The organism is Rhodococcus sp. B50 (assembly GCF_013602415.1).
Classification (GTDB): domain Bacteria; phylum Actinomycetota; class Actinomycetes; order Mycobacteriales; family Mycobacteriaceae; genus Rhodococcus.
The window spans coordinates 4,067,346-4,082,672 of the sequence record NZ_WPAG02000002.1; the positions used below are offsets into that span (position 1 = coordinate 4,067,346).

15 protein-coding genes are annotated in these 15,327 nt (G+C 66.8%); 9 read left to right on the forward strand and 6 right to left on the reverse strand.

Going from position 1 to position 15,327, the window contains the following annotated elements:
* Nucleotides 1-4: 4 nt before the first annotated feature.
* Both ygiD and GON09_RS19175 read right to left on the reverse strand, forming a co-directional pair.
* Nucleotides 5-847, reverse strand: a complete 843-nt coding sequence (gene ygiD, locus GON09_RS19170; protein ID WP_213934524.1) for a 4,5-DOPA dioxygenase extradiol — start codon at nt 845-847, stop codon at nt 5-7.
* Nucleotides 848-867: 20 nt separating this feature from the next.
* Nucleotides 868-1,707 carry an alpha/beta hydrolase gene (locus tag GON09_RS19175; RefSeq protein WP_213933190.1) on the reverse strand — a complete coding sequence of 280 codons (840 nt, stop codon included), beginning with the start codon at nt 1,705-1,707 and terminating at the stop codon, nt 868-870.
* A gap of 125 nt (nt 1,708-1,832) precedes the next feature.
* Between GON09_RS19175 and GON09_RS19180 the strand changes: the two genes are divergently transcribed.
* A complete protein-coding gene (locus GON09_RS19180; protein WP_213933191.1) occupies nt 1,833-2,579 on the forward strand; it encodes an MBL fold metallo-hydrolase in 747 nt (248 codons plus the stop codon).
* A gap of 205 nt (nt 2,580-2,784) precedes the next feature.
* Complete coding sequence (locus tag GON09_RS19185; protein WP_213933192.1) at nt 2,785-4,464, forward strand: ABC-F family ATP-binding cassette domain-containing protein; 1,680 nt, start codon at nt 2,785-2,787, stop codon at nt 4,462-4,464.
* Nucleotides 4,465-4,668: 204 nt separating this feature from the next.
* On the opposite strand, the gene GON09_RS19190 is transcribed toward GON09_RS19185, so the two are convergent.
* Genes GON09_RS19190 through GON09_RS19200 form a run of 3 tightly spaced genes read right to left on the reverse strand, consistent with a single transcriptional unit; the run spans nt 4,669 to nt 8,151 of the window.
* Entirely contained in the window at nt 4,669-6,021 is a 1,353-nt protein-coding gene (locus GON09_RS19190; protein ID WP_213933193.1) for an MFS transporter, read from the reverse strand.
* Nucleotides 6,022-6,053: 32 nt separating this feature from the next.
* A complete protein-coding gene (locus tag GON09_RS19195) occupies nt 6,054-7,034 on the reverse strand; it encodes a PDR/VanB family oxidoreductase (protein ID WP_213933194.1) in 981 nt (326 codons plus the stop codon).
* A gap of 1 nt (nt 7,035) precedes the next feature.
* Nucleotides 7,036-8,151, reverse strand: coding sequence for an aromatic ring-hydroxylating dioxygenase subunit alpha (locus GON09_RS19200; protein ID WP_213933195.1), 1,116 nt, complete (start codon nt 8,149-8,151; stop codon nt 7,036-7,038).
* Nucleotides 8,152-8,279: 128 nt separating this feature from the next.
* Between GON09_RS19200 and GON09_RS19205 the strand changes: the two genes are divergently transcribed.
* Nucleotides 8,280-8,867 (forward strand): PadR family transcriptional regulator, encoded by a 588-nt coding sequence (locus tag GON09_RS19205; protein ID WP_213933196.1) that lies wholly within the window; start codon nt 8,280-8,282, stop codon nt 8,865-8,867.
* 6 nt (nt 8,868-8,873) lie between these two features.
* Here the strand turns inward: GON09_RS19205 and GON09_RS19210 are convergent, their stop codons facing one another.
* A complete protein-coding gene (locus tag GON09_RS19210; protein ID WP_213933197.1) occupies nt 8,874-9,770 on the reverse strand; it encodes a LysR family transcriptional regulator in 897 nt (298 codons plus the stop codon).
* Nucleotides 9,771-9,928: 158 nt separating this feature from the next.
* Between GON09_RS19210 and GON09_RS19215 the strand changes: the two genes are divergently transcribed.
* The 6 genes from GON09_RS19215 (at nt 9,929) to GON09_RS19240 (ending at nt 15,316) form a co-directional block, all read left to right on the forward strand.
* Nucleotides 9,929-11,302 (forward strand): NAD(P)/FAD-dependent oxidoreductase, encoded by a 1,374-nt coding sequence (locus tag GON09_RS19215; RefSeq protein WP_213933198.1) that lies wholly within the window; start codon nt 9,929-9,931, stop codon nt 11,300-11,302.
* A gap of 247 nt (nt 11,303-11,549) precedes the next feature.
* The gene (gene acpS / locus GON09_RS19220) at nt 11,550-11,981 is read left to right on the forward strand and encodes a holo-ACP synthase (RefSeq protein ID WP_213933199.1); all 432 of its coding nucleotides are present in this window, start codon (nt 11,550-11,552) and stop codon (nt 11,979-11,981) included.
* On the forward strand, nt 11,978-12,220 hold the full coding sequence (locus GON09_RS19225) for an acyl carrier protein (RefSeq protein WP_213933200.1): 243 nt from the start codon (nt 11,978-11,980) through the stop codon (nt 12,218-12,220). The genes acpS and GON09_RS19225 overlap by 4 nt, the downstream gene beginning before the upstream one ends.
* The gene (locus tag GON09_RS19230) at nt 12,217-13,404 is read left to right on the forward strand and encodes an acyl-CoA dehydrogenase family protein (protein ID WP_213933201.1); all 1,188 of its coding nucleotides are present in this window, start codon (nt 12,217-12,219) and stop codon (nt 13,402-13,404) included. The genes GON09_RS19225 and GON09_RS19230 overlap by 4 nt, the downstream gene beginning before the upstream one ends.
* Entirely contained in the window at nt 13,401-14,360 is a 960-nt protein-coding gene (locus tag GON09_RS19235) for an amino acid--[acyl-carrier-protein] ligase (RefSeq protein WP_213933202.1), read from the forward strand. Before GON09_RS19230 ends, GON09_RS19235 begins: the two co-directional genes overlap by 4 nt.
* A complete protein-coding gene (locus GON09_RS19240; protein WP_213933203.1) occupies nt 14,357-15,316 on the forward strand; it encodes a DUF1839 family protein in 960 nt (319 codons plus the stop codon). The genes GON09_RS19235 and GON09_RS19240 overlap by 4 nt, the downstream gene beginning before the upstream one ends.
* Nucleotides 15,317-15,327: the final 11 nt, after the last annotated feature.

Consider the following 15,327-nt stretch of genomic DNA (forward strand, 5'->3'; position numbering starts at 1 on the left):
GCGCTCACAGGTTGGTGTCGGGTGGCTCCGGGCTCTCGGGTAGTCCGGCGCCGTGACCGTCCCCGTCGCGCGGCGGGCAGTTCCCGCCGACGGCGTAGGACGTCATCGACAACGATCCGTATTCCACACCGTCCACGAGGGTCGTCGGCTGTTCGCCGGACTCGGCGGCCAGACCCGCGACGTACAGCAGCGGCAGGAAATGGTCCGGGGTGGGCACGGCCTTGTGATAGTCGGCGTGCTCGTGCAGCGCAGCCGCATCTCCGGGACGGTCCTGCAGGACGGTAAGGGCGTCCTCGTCGAATCGATGCGCCCAGTCGAATCCCGCCCCCGGTTGCCGCGGATCCATTGCCCCGAGGTTGTGGACGACGTTGCCGCTCGCGACGATCAACACCCCGCGGTCGCGCAATCCGGCGAGGCGGGCGCCGAGATCGACGTGATAGTCGAGTGGTTTGTAGGCGTTGAGGCTGAGCTGCACCACCGGGATGTCCGCATTCGGGAAGGCATGGGTGAGGACCGACCAGGTGCCGTGGTCGATGCCCCACGAGTCGACGTCGGCGCCCACCCACGTCGGGTGCACGAGATCGGCGATCTCCTCCGCCAGTTCCGGAGCACCCGGAGCCGGATACTCCACGTCGAACAGATCCTGCGGGAACCCGAAGAAGTCGTGGATCGTGCGCGGAGATCGCATCGACGTCACAGCGGTGGCGTTGATGTACCAGTGCGCGGAGATCGCCAGGATCGCGCGGGGAGTCGGAACGGAACGTCCGAACGCTGCCCATGCCTGCGTGTAGCGGTTCGATTCGAGAGCGTTGAGCGGACTGCCGTGGCCGAGGAAGGCGACCGGCATGCGTGTCTGCACGAGTCCTCCTATCGGTCGGCGAGCCGGGCCTTCAACCACGCCGTCAGATCGTCGAGCACGCGGTCCTTCTCCGGCTCGTTGAAAATCTCGTGGAACAACCCGTCGTACAACTTCAGCGTCAGATCCTTGGAACCGGCACGGTCGGCGATGAGTTGCGCCCCGGCCGGATCGGCGAGGGTGTCCTCGGTGCCGTGCATGACGAGCAACGGCAGGGTCAGGTTCGGAAGGCGCTGCTCGAGGCTCTGCTCGTTGAGCACCAGCACTCGAGCGAGCCCGGCGGGCACGAGACCGTGGTGCACGAGCGGATCGGCGTCGTACGCTGCGACCACGGCGGGATCGCGCGACACCGCCTTGCTGTCGAGCTTCTGCACCGGCACACCCGGCAGGAAACGTCCGATCAACTTCCCGATCTCCACGACGGGCTTCGGTGTCCCGGACGTGACGACCACGGCCGGTCCGGACAACACGAGCGCGGTGAGCCGGTCCTGATGGTCGAGCGCGTAGGCGAGAGCGATGGCACCACCCATGGAGTGCCCGAGCATGAACACCGGCAGTCCGGGATGTTCGTGGAGCGCCAGATCGATCAGGGTGTCGAGATCCTCGGTGAACTCGCGCATCTCGCGCGCGTGTACACGCTTGCCGCCCGACCGTCCGTGACCGCGGTGGTCGGGCGAGTACACGACCAGGCCGAGGTCGGTGAGCCGTTCGACGACGTGGTCGTAGCGACGCGCGTGCTCGCCCAGTCCGTGGCTGAGGATCAGCACGCCTGTGGGGGCCTCCGGCGACCACACGTCGTACACGATCGGGATCGCCCCGCCGCCGGTGAACGACGATTCGGTGTGCTCCATGAGCGCCTCCTGCGGCCTCGTCGACTACTGCTCCTCGCATCCTCGCACGAGTGTCGGTTCGAAGGCTTGTGTCCGGCCGGAGACGGAGAGACCCTCGAAGAGGGGCGCGGCCGAGGAGACCTGTGATGGAAACCGAGATCACCGAGATCGCTCAGGATGTATACCGTTTGTCCACATATCTCGACGCGGCGGATCTGACGATGAACCAGTTCCTCGTGGACGGTGACGAACCTCTGCTGTTCCACACCGGTTATCGTGTGCTGTTCCCGTCGGTGTCGGAAGCGATGGCGCGATTGATACCGCTGGATCGGTTGCGGTGGATCACCTTCGGGCACGTCGAGGCCGACGAGTGCGGGTCGATGAACTCCTGGCTGGAGGTCGCGCCGGCGGCCGAGGTTGCCCACGGCGCGATGGGGTGCTTCGTCCAGGTCGCCGATCTCGCGGACCGCCCACCGCATCCTCTGCAGGACGGGGATGTCCTGGATACCGGGCGCCGCCGCGTACGCCATATCGATACCCCACACGTTCCGCACGGATGGGACGCGGGTCTGATGTTCGAGGAAACGACCTCGACCCTGTTGTGCGGTGACCTCTTCACGGCATTCGGCAGGTACCCGGCGCAAACGACGAACGAGATCGTCGGTCCGGCTCTGCAGGCGGAGGATCTGGGCCGCGCAACGTGCTTGACCCCCGAACTCGGACCCACCATCCGCGCACTCGCGAGTCTGAACCCGAGCAGCCTCGCACCCATGCATGCCCCGGCCTATGCGGGTGATTGCGTCGCGACTCTCGAAGAATTGGCCGCGGCCTACGAAGAACGGTTCACCGCGGCTACCGATGCACTGCGCGACCGGGGACGGAAACTCGATTGACGGTACTCGGACGATCGGTACCCTGGACATCGTGATTCAGGCGCTCTACTTCCACTGACGACACCCACTCCGCGCCTCGTGATGTGATCCGAGGTCGCGGTACGAGGTGTACCCACATCCGGCCGACTCTCGGCCGTTCGTCAGCGAGCGCATCCTTCCCACCCGTGGTTTCGGGACGAGTGCGCCTCCACTCGGAGGAATCCATATGACCACCACCATCACCCTGCCCCGGCGATCCCGCGCCCAACTCGGCGCCGTCGACGTTCACCTCGCACGCGACGGCCATCCCGTCCTGCGCGGAGTCGATCTCGCGGTCACGCCGGGTTCCAGGCTCGGTGTCGTCGGAGAGAACGGCCGCGGCAAGTCCACCCTGCTGCACGTGCTCGCCGGTCGCCTCGAACCGGACTCGGGGACCGTGCGTCGGTTCGGCTCGTTCGGGATCGCCGAACAGGAGATGACCGTCGCCGAGGGGCGCACCGTCGGCGATCTCGTCGACATCGAACTCGCGCATGTCCGCGTCGCACTGCAGGCGCTCGACGAGAGCACCGAAGCGCTCGCCGATGAGCGGCCGGGAGCCGCCGACGCGTATACCGACGCCCTCGAGATCGCCGAGCAACTCGACGCGTGGGACGCGGATCGTCGCGTCGACACCGCCCTCGAAGCGCTCGGAGCCGTCACCGACCGTTCGCGACCCCTGGCAGAGATGTCGGTCGGACAGCGCTACCGTGTGCGCCTGGCCGCGTTGCTCGGCGCCGAACACGATTTCCTGCTGCTCGACGAGCCGACCAACCACCTCGACGCGTCGGGCCTCGACTATCTCACCGAACGTCTGCAGCAGACCCGTAGCGGAGTGGTCCTCGTCAGCCACGATCGCGCCCTGCTGACCGATGTGGCCACGTCGATCCTCGACCTCAACCCGAGTCGCGACGGTCGTCCACGTTTGTACGGTGGGGGATACGCCGGGTTCCGGACGGGACGCGAGGCCGAGTATGCGCGCTGGGTCAGCGAATATGCGCGCGAGCAGGCCGAGCGAGCCCGGCTGGAATCGGACCTCGGGTCCGCTCGGGATCGCCTCGTCACGGGCTGGCGCCCGGAGAAGGGCACCGGCAAGCATCAACGTGCCACTCGTGCGCCGGCGCTCGTGCAGTCGGTGCACCGCCGTCAGGAAGCACTGGACGACCATGCCGTGGCGGTACCCGTACCGCCGCTGCAGTTCTCGATGCCGGCGCTCGGAGCGGAGGCCGATGGGATCGACCCGGACACACCGTTGGTGCGGGTCGAGGACGCCATGGTGCGCGGCCGGCTCGACCGTCCGGTCAGCCTGGCCGTGCTTGCCGGCTCGCGGCTCGTGATCACCGGACCCAACGGTGCCGGCAAGTCGACGTTGCTCGCGGTGCTGGCCGGCGAGGTCGAACCGACATCGGGGACCCGCGAGAGCGACCCCGTCGTGCGGATCGGACGGCTCGCCCAGGAATCGCCGGCACCGTCGGCGGCCCGGGTGCAGCAGGTCTACGACGCGCACGTCGGTGAGCTGGTCGTCGCCGGACTCGTCCCGGACCAGGGAGCAGTGGATCTCGGCGAACTCGGATTGTTCACCGAACGCGATCTCGGCAAGAGGGTCCGCGACCTGTCGATGGGGCAGCAGCGACGCCTCGACCTGGCGATGGTTCTCGCCGCACGCCCGCACGTGCTGCTCCTCGACGAGCCCACCAACCACCTGTCCATCACTCTGGTGGACGAACTGACCGACGCCCTGGGGGCGACAGACGCGGCGGTCGCCGTGGCCACCCACGACCGGCAGATGCGACGCGATATCGCCCACTGGCCGCACCTGGCGCTGGGGCTCGCGCCGAAGGAGTGCACACGAGGGGGTCCGACGACATGATCGCCCGGGTGCGTGCGTCGGCGCCGCTGCGGCACCGAGAACAACGTCATTGCGCGACTGGAGTTACCTCATCGGCGCGCGAAATGGTCGTCAGAGCGCGAAGTTTCGCGACCTGACGACCACTTTGCGCTCCGATTCTCGCGCCGGATGAGCTACGTAACGGAGAGTCCGCAACGAGCGCGTCGCTATCGTGGTGGCACCGGGTCAGCGGCCCGATTCCGTGGAGACGGAGGCCGGCACCGGTTCGGACGAGGCGTCCGCTGATCGTGCCGGACGCAGCGCGAACAGCGCCACCGCGGCGAGCACGACCACGCCGGCCACTCCGAAGTAGAGCTGCTCGGGCGTCCATCCCGCGTCGAGGAGCATCCCGGCCGCGGTCGGTGCGAGGATGGCGCCCGCTCGGCCTATGCCGATGGCGGAACCGACGCCGGTGGCCCGAACCTGCGGACCATAGAGAGACGGTGCGAGGGTGTACAGGCCGGCGATGCACCCGTTGATGAGTCCACCGATCAGGATGCCGAGCGCGAATGCCAGCGTCAGTGTCGAGATGGACACGATGAAGACCGTCATGGTCGCGGCGGCGGCGATGGTGAAGGTGATCAGGACCGACCGGGTGGTCCAGCGGCTGGCGAGGACTCCGAAGAGCACCGACCCGACGGTGCCGCCGAGGGTGAGCATCATTCCCGCCGTGGCGCTCTGGTCCTTGGTGAGACCGGCGGTCTCCATCAGGGTCGGTGTCCACGAGTTGACGAAGTAGAAGCCGAACATGGTGGCGAAGAAGGCCGCCCAGAGCAGCACCGTCGAGCGGGTGTTGCTTCCGGAGAACAGATCCGAGATCCGCCCCGCTCGCGGTGCCGATTCGTCACCGGAGCGGTGGAGTGCGGAGACGGGGCTCTGGCCGATGCGTCGCGCGATCGTGTTGATCCGGTCGAGATCGCCTGCGCGTCCCCGGCTGGTGAGGAAGTCGAGGGATTCGGGCAGCAGAACGACGAGAAGGGCGAGCGCCAGACCGGTGAGCCCGGCACCGGTGACGAACACCGCACGCCAACCGTATTCGCTCTGGAGACCGACGGCGGCGATACCGCCGATCGTGGCACCCACGCCGTATCCGGCGGTGTAGATGCTGATGGCCAGCCCTCGCCAGCGAGCCGACGAGTATTCGCTGGCGATCACGGTGGTGCAGGCGAGGACGCCGCCGATGCCGAGTCCGGTGATCACCCGCCAGATGCCGAGTTCCCATGCGGATCCGGCACTCGCGGACAGACCCATGCCGGCGGTGGCGAGTGCAACCGACAGCAGGATCAGAGGCCGGCGTCCGATCCGGTCGGCCATCGGTGCGAGAGCGAGAGCGCCGACGGCCATTCCGATCAGACCGGCACTGAGCAGCACGCCGAGTTCCGATCCGCCGAGGCCGAAGTCGCTACCGATGCTCTTGGCGGTGAACGCGAGTGCCATGACGTCGAAACCGTCGAGGATGTTCAGCACGACGCACAGGGCGACGATCATCCATTGGTAGGGATGCATCGGCGAGGCGTCGATGCGTGCGCGAAGGTCCATCGTGTTTCCTCGTGGTGTGAAATGCGCAGTGGTCAGGGAAGGTCGAGCGTGACGACACCCGTCGTCGATCGGGACGACGCCGAATCGCGCACCACGCGTGACACGCATGCGCACATTCGACTCGCGGTGCTCTTCTGCTCTTCGCTGAAGAAGACGTCGCGGTGGTCGACTCGTCCGTCGAGCGAGGCGACGGAGACCTCGCACAGTCCGCATTCGCCCTTGCGGCAGTCGAACATCATGTCGACCCCGGCGCGGCAGAGGGCGTCGAGCATCGTTTCGTCGGAGCCGACAGTAGTGGTGACACCGAGTTCGGGTACGGTCACCGTGAATTCCTCGGCCTCGAACCATCCACTGTTGCCGAAGGTCTCGTAGCGGAGGTTCGGCATCGGGAGGTCGCGATCGTGCCACCGGCGTCGCACGGCGTCCATGAGCCGGATCGGACCGCACATGTACAGCTCGGTGCCGTGGTCGATGCCGTCGACGAGTGCGGCGACATCCAATCCGGTTCCCTCGTCGTCGATGTGGACGTCGAGGCGGTCGTTGTGGAGGGCTTCGAGTTCGGGCAGGAAGGCCATCGCGGAGCGGCTACGGCCCACGTACACGAAGCGATAATCGGCGCCGAGGCGCCGGAGGACGGCTCCCATCGCGCGGACCGCGGTGATGCCGATGCCGCCGGCGAGCAGAACGTATCTCGGTGCGCCGACCCGCAGCGGGAAGTTCTGGAGCGGCTCGGTGATGTCGAGTTCGTCGCCGGGACGCAGGGAGTGCATGAATTCGGAGCCGCCGCGCGAAGTGGGGGAGCGGTGGACGCCGAGCGTGAGCCGACCGTCCGGGCTACCCGCCACGAGGGAGTACGAGCGCGTGTCGCCCGAGGGGAGTCGCACGTCGATGTGGGCGCCGGGCTCGACGCGGTGGGCGGTGTCGGCGGCGAGGGTGATCTCGGCGATCGAATCGGCTGCCCGCTCGATCCTCACGACCCGCGCTCGCTGCCAACGGATCTGGTTGCTGCTCATGTCAGTGGGCTCCCTCGGGAACGACGGTGGCCGAGGCGAGGTTCCGTTCCGCTTCGATCATGCGCTGGATCAGCCTCCGGACCCACATGCCGCCGGCGTCGATGTTGAGGTTGTAGAACTCGTGATCCGGGTTCGCTTCGATGGCCTTCTGCTGCGCGGTGAGCATCGCCTCGTCCTCACCGAACACACCGTGCACGCCGTCGCGCAGCTGCGTGGTGATGAGCTGGCTGTCGAGGCGGTAGTTGCGCATGAACGCCCAGAAGTAGAGGGCGGTGCGTTCGTCGACGGGGGAGATGGTGTTCATGACGAATCCGTTGACGCCATGGCTGCGGTCTCCTTCGGGAGCACCGGTGCCGGCCTCGGCCACACCGACGTCGATGCGGATCGTGGAGGGCGCCTGGAACTCGATGATCTGCCAGCGGTCGACCTTGCCCTCGAAGCCGGGGAACTTGTCGCGCATGTTCTTCAGCCAGAACGGCGGTGCGTCGATGTCGTGCATCCAGCGGGTGACCGTGACGGTGCGATCGTCGTGGGTGACGACGAAGTCGGACTCGCTCAGTTCGTCCTGGCCGATGGACGACGAGTGCACGAATTCCTCGTGGGTGAGGTCCATGAGGTTGTCGAGGACGAGCTGGTAGTTGGCCTGCACGTCGATCGTGCGTCCGTCGCCGGCCCAGTCGGGGGAGTCCATCTGGAACATGTCGGGGATGAGATCGGGATCGGCCTGCGTCGGGTCGCCCGGCCAGACCCACACGAAGCGGTGCCGCTGGACGACGGGATAGGACGACACCATCGCGGACGGATTGATCGTCTGCTGGGCGGGCATGTGAGTGCAGCGTCCCGCAGAGTTGTACTGCAGGCCGTGGTAGGGGCACTGGATGCCCTCGCTGCCGACGAGCGTGCCCATCGACAACGGTGCGAGCCGGTGCCAGCAGGCGTCGGCGAGGGCGACGGGACGGCCCTCCTCGGTGCGGTACAGAGCCATCGGTTTACCGGCGATCGTGCGGGCGAGGATCTCGCGGCGACCCACCTCGTGATCCCAGGCGACGACGTACCAGGCGTCGAGCGGGTAGGCCATGTTCTTCGCGGTCGCCCCGGTGGGGCCGAGATCGGTCATGTCGGATCCTCCGAGCACTGAGGGGAAATAACTATCTGCATAGATAGTCGGTGAGCTGGAGCACACACTATCTATCGATATAGTTGTTTGCAAGGGTGGAATACTCGCCCGGGGAAAGGTGGTGGTCCATGAGCCTGCGGTACGCGCTGCTCGCGTTGCTCACCGCCGAGCCTCTGACCGGCTATGACGCAGCCAAACGGTTCGGCGGGTCGGTCGGGCACGTGTGGCATGCACCCGACTCGCAGATCTATCCCGAACTACGTCGGATGGAGCGTGAGGGCCTCGTCGAAGGCGAGCAGGTGCGTTGGGGTCCCAACAGCACCAAGACCCGGTACTCGATCACCGAGGACGGAATCCGGGCCTTCCGTGAGTGGATGTCCACTCCGCTGGATTACGCCCCGGTGCGAGACGCCGCCCATATGCGCGCGGCCTACTTCGAATGGGCCGACCCGGACAGCGCCCGCGATTGCCTGCGCCGGCACATCGATCACTACACCGAGCAGATCGCTCAATGGACCGCGGTGCGCGACGCGATCCTCGATCTCAGCAACGCGACCATCGCGAGGCGCGTGCAGAAGTACCCGGCCGAGGACCACGAACGGATCATCGCGTTCAAGGCCTTTGCGTACGACGGTCTCATCGGCCGGGGCGAAGCCGAGATCGCGTGGGCGCGTCAGGGCCTCGAACTCCTCGACAAGCTGTCGCCGCGCCACTGAGGCACTTCACGGCGCGCTGTCGGTGGGTGGCACGATCGAATGCGCGAGCGCCTGCATGAGGAACTCGAGTTCGGGATTGGGGGTCGCGTTGCTCCGCACCACCCCGCACACCGGCACCTGCAGCCGGTGGTGGATCTCGCGCATGAACTTCAGCCCCTTGCGAGGTGTGTCGGCTGCGGTTCCTGCGTAGAGCACGGTCCACGCCCGCGGATTGGTGATCACCTCGAGGGTCGCCGTGTGGTCGCTGGCGATCGGAGGGCCGAGACGCACGCGGCGACCGACCTCGACGAAAGCGTCCTCGACGACACGGTGCAACAGCACCTGGCTGCCACGCGGCGGCAGCAGCAGCGGATAGTGGGCGAGGTCGCCGAGGTCGACGGTCGAGAACGCCGACAGCGGGTGCGCGCTCGATGTGACGATCACGAGTTCCTCGATACCGAGACGCACCGCTTCCAGACCCGGGCGGTCGACGTCGCCGCGGATCAGCGCGAGATCGGCCTCCCCGGACGCGACCGCATTGACGCGGTCGGTGAAGTCCTTGATGACGAACTCCACGTCGATCTTGGGATGACGTTCCCGGACGCTGGAGATCGCGTCGAGGCTCTGCGACGCGAAGCTCATGTTCGCGGTGATCCGGATACTTTCCCGCGGCTCGTGGCCGACCTCGAGGGCCTTCGCCTCGAGGCTGAGTACCTCGGCGGCGATCGGCATCAGGCGTTGGCCGGCCGAGGTGAGCTTGACCGAACGAGTGGTGCGGTCGAACAGGGTGGTGCCCAGTTCGTGTTCGAGTTTCGCGATCTGATGGCTGATCGCCGACTGCGAGATGAAGCAGCGCTGGGCGGCACGCGAGAAGCTGCCCTCCTCGCCGACGGCGAAGAAGTAGCGCAGCTGACGGAAATCCATGGCTCCTCCCGGGATGTGTGCCACCTGCATTTATGAGCAGAACAGATAACAGTTTTTCGAATATCCCAGGTTAGTGGATAACAAGGGGCCTTCGTACCTACGTTGGGAGTCATACATCAACGGAGATGACACCCCAGCACGTGGAGGTTTACGACAGCATGGACGATGCGGACACAGCGACCCTGGTCGATCGGACAGATGTAGTCATCGTGGGTTCCGGCTTCGGAGCATTGGCCACCGCCAAGAAGCTCGCCAAGGCCGGCACACCCTTCGTTCTCATCTCGGAGACCACCGAGCACCTGTTCCAGCCTCTGCTCTATCAAGTCGCGACCGGTGTCCTTTCGCCCGGTGAGATCGCTCCCTCCGTGCGCGCGATCCTCGCCGAGTACCCCAACGCCGACGTCCGTCTGGGCCGAGTCGTCGATGTCCTGCCCGACGAGAACACGGTCGTCTACGAAGCCGGCGGTCAGCGTCTGCGCCTCGGCTACAAGTACCTCGTCGCCGCGACCGGTGCGCGTCAGGCGTACTTCGGACGCGACGAGTTCGCCGACCTGACGTACGCGCTGAAGACGGTCGAGGACGCAGAGCGGCTTCGTCGTCAGATCGTGCGGTGCTTCGAAGAAGCGCACGTCACCACCGACCCGGAGCGTCGGAAGAATCTGCTCAGCTTCATCGTCGTGGGCGCCGGCCCGACGGGCGTCGAGCTCGCGGGGCAGATCAAGGAGCTGGCGCAGCGCTACTTCGCCGAGAACATCGGCAACATCCGCGCCGATGACGTCACCGTCACGCTCGTCGAGGGCGCCGACAAGGTGCTGCCCCCGTTCGGCGGCAAGCTCAGCGAGTACTCCGAGGAGTCGCTCGAGAAGAGTGGCGTCGACGTCGTTCTCGGGACGATGGTCACCGACATCGACGAGCACGGTGCCACGCTCACCACGCCCACGACCGAGGAGACCCGCCGCCTCACCGCGGAGACCATCATCTGGTCGGCCGGTATCCAGGCCAACGATTTCGCCGACGTGCTCGCCGAGCGCACCGGCTGCGAGACGGTCCGCGGCGGACGCCTGCTCGTCGACCCCGACTTCACCGTCGGCCGCAGCGACAACATCTTCGCGATCGGCGACATGGTCACCCTCGACAACCTGCCGGCTCAGTCGCCGTTCGCCATGCAGGGCGGCCGCCATGTCGCGAAGATGATCACCGGCAAGGTCGCGATGGGCACCCCGTTCCAGTACAAGGACAAGGGCAGCATGGCGATCATCAACCGGTTCCGCGCGATCACGCGGGTCGGGAAGATCGAGCTCACCGGCTTCATCGCGTGGGTGCTGTGGCTCGCCGTCCACCTCGTCTACCTGGTCGGCTTCCGTAATCGGTACATCGCGGTCATGTCGTGGTGTGGTTCCTTCCTCGGTCACCGCCGCCCGCACTTCTATTACGCGCAGGACACCGTCCCGGTGCCCACCGCGGAGAAGGAAGAGTCGGCCACGACAGGCGAGCCCGAGAGCGACAAGGAACCCGTGCGGACGTCCGCATAACTTCCGACCTACGAAAGGTCCCGACCACCCGGTCGGGGCCTTTCGTCGTTCGCGTGCCGAACCGGGATCGACGCGGCGTGTTGCGGTAGCGAATCTCGTTTCACCGCGCGAACTGCCGATACTCGACCGGGCCCACCGGGTGAAAGTCGGGGTGATTTCCGGGATGTCCTGCACGCCGCAGGTGTTCGGACGGTGTACCTCGACCGGCCTGCGGCTACCGTGTGCAGCGCATCCCGAGGAGTGACCCATGAACGACGATGGCGGCGGTCCCCGCGTCGCGACGACACGCGTCGGCTGCGATGTCGTCACGGTCCGCGACATCGCGTCGAGCATCGACCGGTTCGGCGACCGCTACCTGCAGCGTGTCTTCACCCCGCACGAGCTGGAGGTATCCACCGGCCCGGGTCGCGCACAACGGCTCGCGGCGCGCTTCGCCGCGAAGGAAGCCGTGATGAAGGTCCTGCGTCCCCGGAACCACGCGGTGCCGTGGCGCGCCATCGAGATCCGCCGCGCGGACTGGGGCGGATGCACCGTCGTACTGGCCGGTAACGCGGCCACCCTGGCGCGAGATGAACAGGTGATCGACATTCAGGTCTCGATTTCTCACGAGCCCGCATACGCCATCGCGACGGTCGTGGCGACCCGCGTCGAAGAAGCAGAAACTGGAGAACATCCATGACGGAGCAGGTGATCCGCAAGGTCCTCGGTGAGCACGCGAAGCTGTCGGTCGACAGCATGGCGCTCGACCCCGCCGCCGATCTCTACGAACTCGGCCTGACATCGCACGCCAGCGTGAACGTGATGCTCGCCCTCGAGGACGCCTTCGACGTGGAGTTCCCCGACGAACTGCTGCGCAAGAGCACATTTGCGAGCATCGGAGCCATCAGGTCGGCGTTGACGGAACTGGGCGCCGCGTGACCTCCGTGTCCGCACCCTTCACCGTTGCGGAGAACGCCGGACTGTCGTTGCTCGCCCGCGCCGAGATCGTCGGACGCGAGAGTGCCGGCCCCGCGGCTGCCGAGGTCGATCGTGAGGGACGGTTCCCGCACGAGGCCCTCGACGCGCTCCGCGTCCACAAACTGCTGAACTGCGCCGTCCCCGTCGACCAGGGCGGAGAGGGAGTGTCGCTGGGTGAGCTGTGCGCCGTCGCGCGCATCCTCGGCCGGTACTGCGCCTCGACCGCGATGATCTTCGCGATGCACCAGACGCAGATCCTGTCGCTCGTGCGTCACTCCACCCCGGGTGTGACGGCCTTCGTCGCCGAGGCGGTGGCCAACGACTACCTGATCGCTTCGGCGACCACAGAACTCGGCACCGGCGGCGACGTGCGCAGCAGTGTCTGCGCAGTCGCCCGGGACGGAGAGGCCGTCTCGCTCACCAAGAACGCGCCGGTCATCTCGTACGGTGAGTACGCCGACGCGATCCTGGTGACCGCGCGCCGCACCGCCGACAGCCCCCCGAGCGACCAGGTGCTCGTCGTGTGCCGACGCGGCGACGTGACCCTCGAGCCCACCGGAAACTGGGACACCCTCGGGCTGCGGGGTACGTGCAGTCCCGGATTCGTCCTCACCGCCACGACGTCCGCCGACCTCGTGGTCGGCGCGGCCTATTCCGAGATCTCGTCGCGCACCATGCTTCCCGTCTCGCACAGCGTGTGGTCGGCGGTGTGGCTCGGCATCGCCGACGCGGCGATGGAGAAGGCTCGCTCGTTCGTGCGGTCGGTGGCCCGCCGGAGCCCGGGTGTCACCCCGCCCGGTGCACTGCGACTCGCCGAAGCCGCCGCCGTGCACCAGCAGTTCGCCGATCTCGTCGCCGCGTCTGCCGCTCGGTTCGATGCCGCCGCGTCGGCGCAGGACGAATCGATGTCGGGCATGGGCTTCTCGCTCGCCATGAACAATCTCAAGGTCACCGCGTCCACCCTCGTCGTGGATCTGGTGAACCGCGCGATGCTCATCTGCGGGATCGCCGGATACCGCGAGGATTCGCAGTACTCGCTCGGTCGTCACCTGCGCGACGCGCACGGTGCCGCCGTGATGGTCAACAACGATCGCATCATGAACAACTCGGCCCAGTTGTCGATCGCCTACCGGGGGACGCTGTGACAAGTACTACCGCGACAAGTACTGCCACAACCGGCGAACTGTCCGAACTCGAGCGCGCCCGCCTCGACTTCCAGCACCAGTTGCTCGAAGCCGAACTGCTCGTGGAGACCGGTGTTCCCGGCCTCTACGGACGTTCGGGTGTCTTCGAGGACATCGTCGACGGCATCGACCGCGTGGTGGTCGCGGCAGGTCCGGGCCGGGCGGCGACGCGTCTGCGCTTCCCTCCGGTCTTCCCGCGGACGAGTTTCGAGCGCACCGACTACATCGCCTCGTTCCCGCACCTGACGGGAGCGGTGAACACCTTCGCGGGCAGCAACATCGAGCACGCCGAACTTCTCGCCGCGCGGTCACGGGGCGAGGCGTGGGATCCGTGGCTCGAACCCGCCGACACCGTGCTCGTCTCCGCCGCATGCCATCCCGCCTATTCGCGCTACACCGGCACGTTGCGTGAGGGTGGTGAATTGCTCGACGTTCTCGGCTACTGCTTCCGGCACGAACCGGCAGTCGACCCCGCCCGCATGCAGGCCTTCCGGATGCACGAGTTCGTGCGTATCGGCACCGAGAACGACGCTGCACAGCATCGTGATTCCTGGGTTCAGCGAGGGCTCGAGGTGCTCGACTCGCTCGGTCTCGACGCGACCGCCGTGCCCGCCAACGACCCGTTCTTCGGGCGGGCCGGACGTATGCTGGCTGTCAATCAGCGCACCGAGAACCTCAAGACCGAACTGACGGTCCGGCTCTACGGCGACCTCGACGAAGGCACCGCCGTGGTCTCCTGCAACTGCCATCGCGAGCACTTCGGCGAGACCTTCGAGATCCGCACGGCCGACGGCGAAGTCGCACACAGCGCGTGCGTCGGGTTCGGTATGGAGCGGATCGCTCTGGCGCTGTTGCGGACCCACGGATTCGACGTCGACCGCTGGCCCGTTCCGGTGCGCGACAGGATGTTCCCGTGAGTGGTCGGCTCATCGACGTCCGCGTCGACGGGTACTCACCGCATTTCGTGCACGCTGCCGACCGGATCTGGACCGAGACCAACTGCTACGTCGACCTGTGGGTCGAGGTGCTGCATGCGCTCGGCCACGATCCGGTCCCCGCGGCCGCGTGCGCGTTCTCGGCCCGATTCGACGGCACCCAGTGGACCTTTCTCAAGTTCCGACCCGAAGACTTGTTGTCGCTGTACGGGATCGACGTCGCAGAGATGAATGTGTGGCGCCGTCCGGTGGACCACCTCGAGGACAACGCCGCTACCGGTCTGCTGTCCACGATCGAAGTGGACGCCTTCTGGTTGCCCGACACCGAGGGCACCGGATACCGGGAGAGTCGTTCCAAGACGACGATCGTGCCCAACCTCATCGACCGCGATGCCGAAACGCTCGAGTACTTCCACAACAGTGGCTATCACGTCCTCACCGGTGAGGACTTCTACGGAGTGTTCGGTCTCGACGAGCCGGTGCCTACCTGGCCGCCCTATCTCGAGCAGGTGCGGATAGAGGCGTCGCAGCAGCAGTGCGATGCCTTCGACACGGTGGTCCTCCGGCACCTGCGTATGCGCGCCGGTTCGAATCCGGTGCGCGAACTCGGAACCCGGGTACTCGTGGACGTCGAGCGGATCCGTACCGGCGGGATGGACGTCTTCCATCCGTGGACGTTCGGGGTGCTCCGCCAGTGCGGTGCGACCGCCGAACTCGCCGCCGACGTCAGCCTCTACATGGACGGTCGCGGGTACCCCGGTGCGGCGGCCGCGGCCGACGGATTCCGCGCGGTCGCCGAGGGCGCGAAGAGCGTGCAGTTCCGCATGGCACGCGCGGCGCGCGGTCGCAGTGTCGACCCCGGCGATCAGTTGGCCGCGATGGCCGATGCCTGGGGGGACGCCATGGCGACCGTCGTCCGCGCCGTCGGTGTGCGGTGACGGGGTTCGAC

Coding starts and splice junctions, on each gene's coding strand:
- ygiD (WP_213934524.1), bottom strand. CDS start 847: ATGCCGGTCGCCTTCCTCGGCCACGGCAGTCCGCTCAACGCTCTCGAA.
- GON09_RS19175 (WP_213933190.1), bottom strand. CDS start 1,707: ATGGAGCACACCGAATCGTCGTTCACCGGCGGCGGGGCGATCCCGATC.
- GON09_RS19180 (WP_213933191.1), top strand. CDS start 1,833: ATGGAAACCGAGATCACCGAGATCGCTCAGGATGTATACCGTTTGTCC.
- GON09_RS19185 (WP_213933192.1), top strand. CDS start 2,785: ATGACCACCACCATCACCCTGCCCCGGCGATCCCGCGCCCAACTCGGC.
- GON09_RS19190 (WP_213933193.1), bottom strand. CDS start 6,021: ATGGACCTTCGCGCACGCATCGACGCCTCGCCGATGCATCCCTACCAA.
- GON09_RS19195 (WP_213933194.1), bottom strand. CDS start 7,034: ATGAGCAGCAACCAGATCCGTTGGCAGCGAGCGCGGGTCGTGAGGATC.
- GON09_RS19200 (WP_213933195.1), bottom strand. CDS start 8,151: ATGACCGATCTCGGCCCCACCGGGGCGACCGCGAAGAACATGGCCTAC.
- GON09_RS19205 (WP_213933196.1), top strand. CDS start 8,280: ATGAGCCTGCGGTACGCGCTGCTCGCGTTGCTCACCGCCGAGCCTCTG.
- GON09_RS19210 (WP_213933197.1), bottom strand. CDS start 9,770: ATGGATTTCCGTCAGCTGCGCTACTTCTTCGCCGTCGGCGAGGAGGGC.
- GON09_RS19215 (WP_213933198.1), top strand. CDS start 9,929: ATGGACGATGCGGACACAGCGACCCTGGTCGATCGGACAGATGTAGTC.
- acpS (WP_213933199.1), top strand. CDS start 11,550: ATGAACGACGATGGCGGCGGTCCCCGCGTCGCGACGACACGCGTCGGC.
- GON09_RS19225 (WP_213933200.1), top strand. CDS start 11,978: ATGACGGAGCAGGTGATCCGCAAGGTCCTCGGTGAGCACGCGAAGCTG.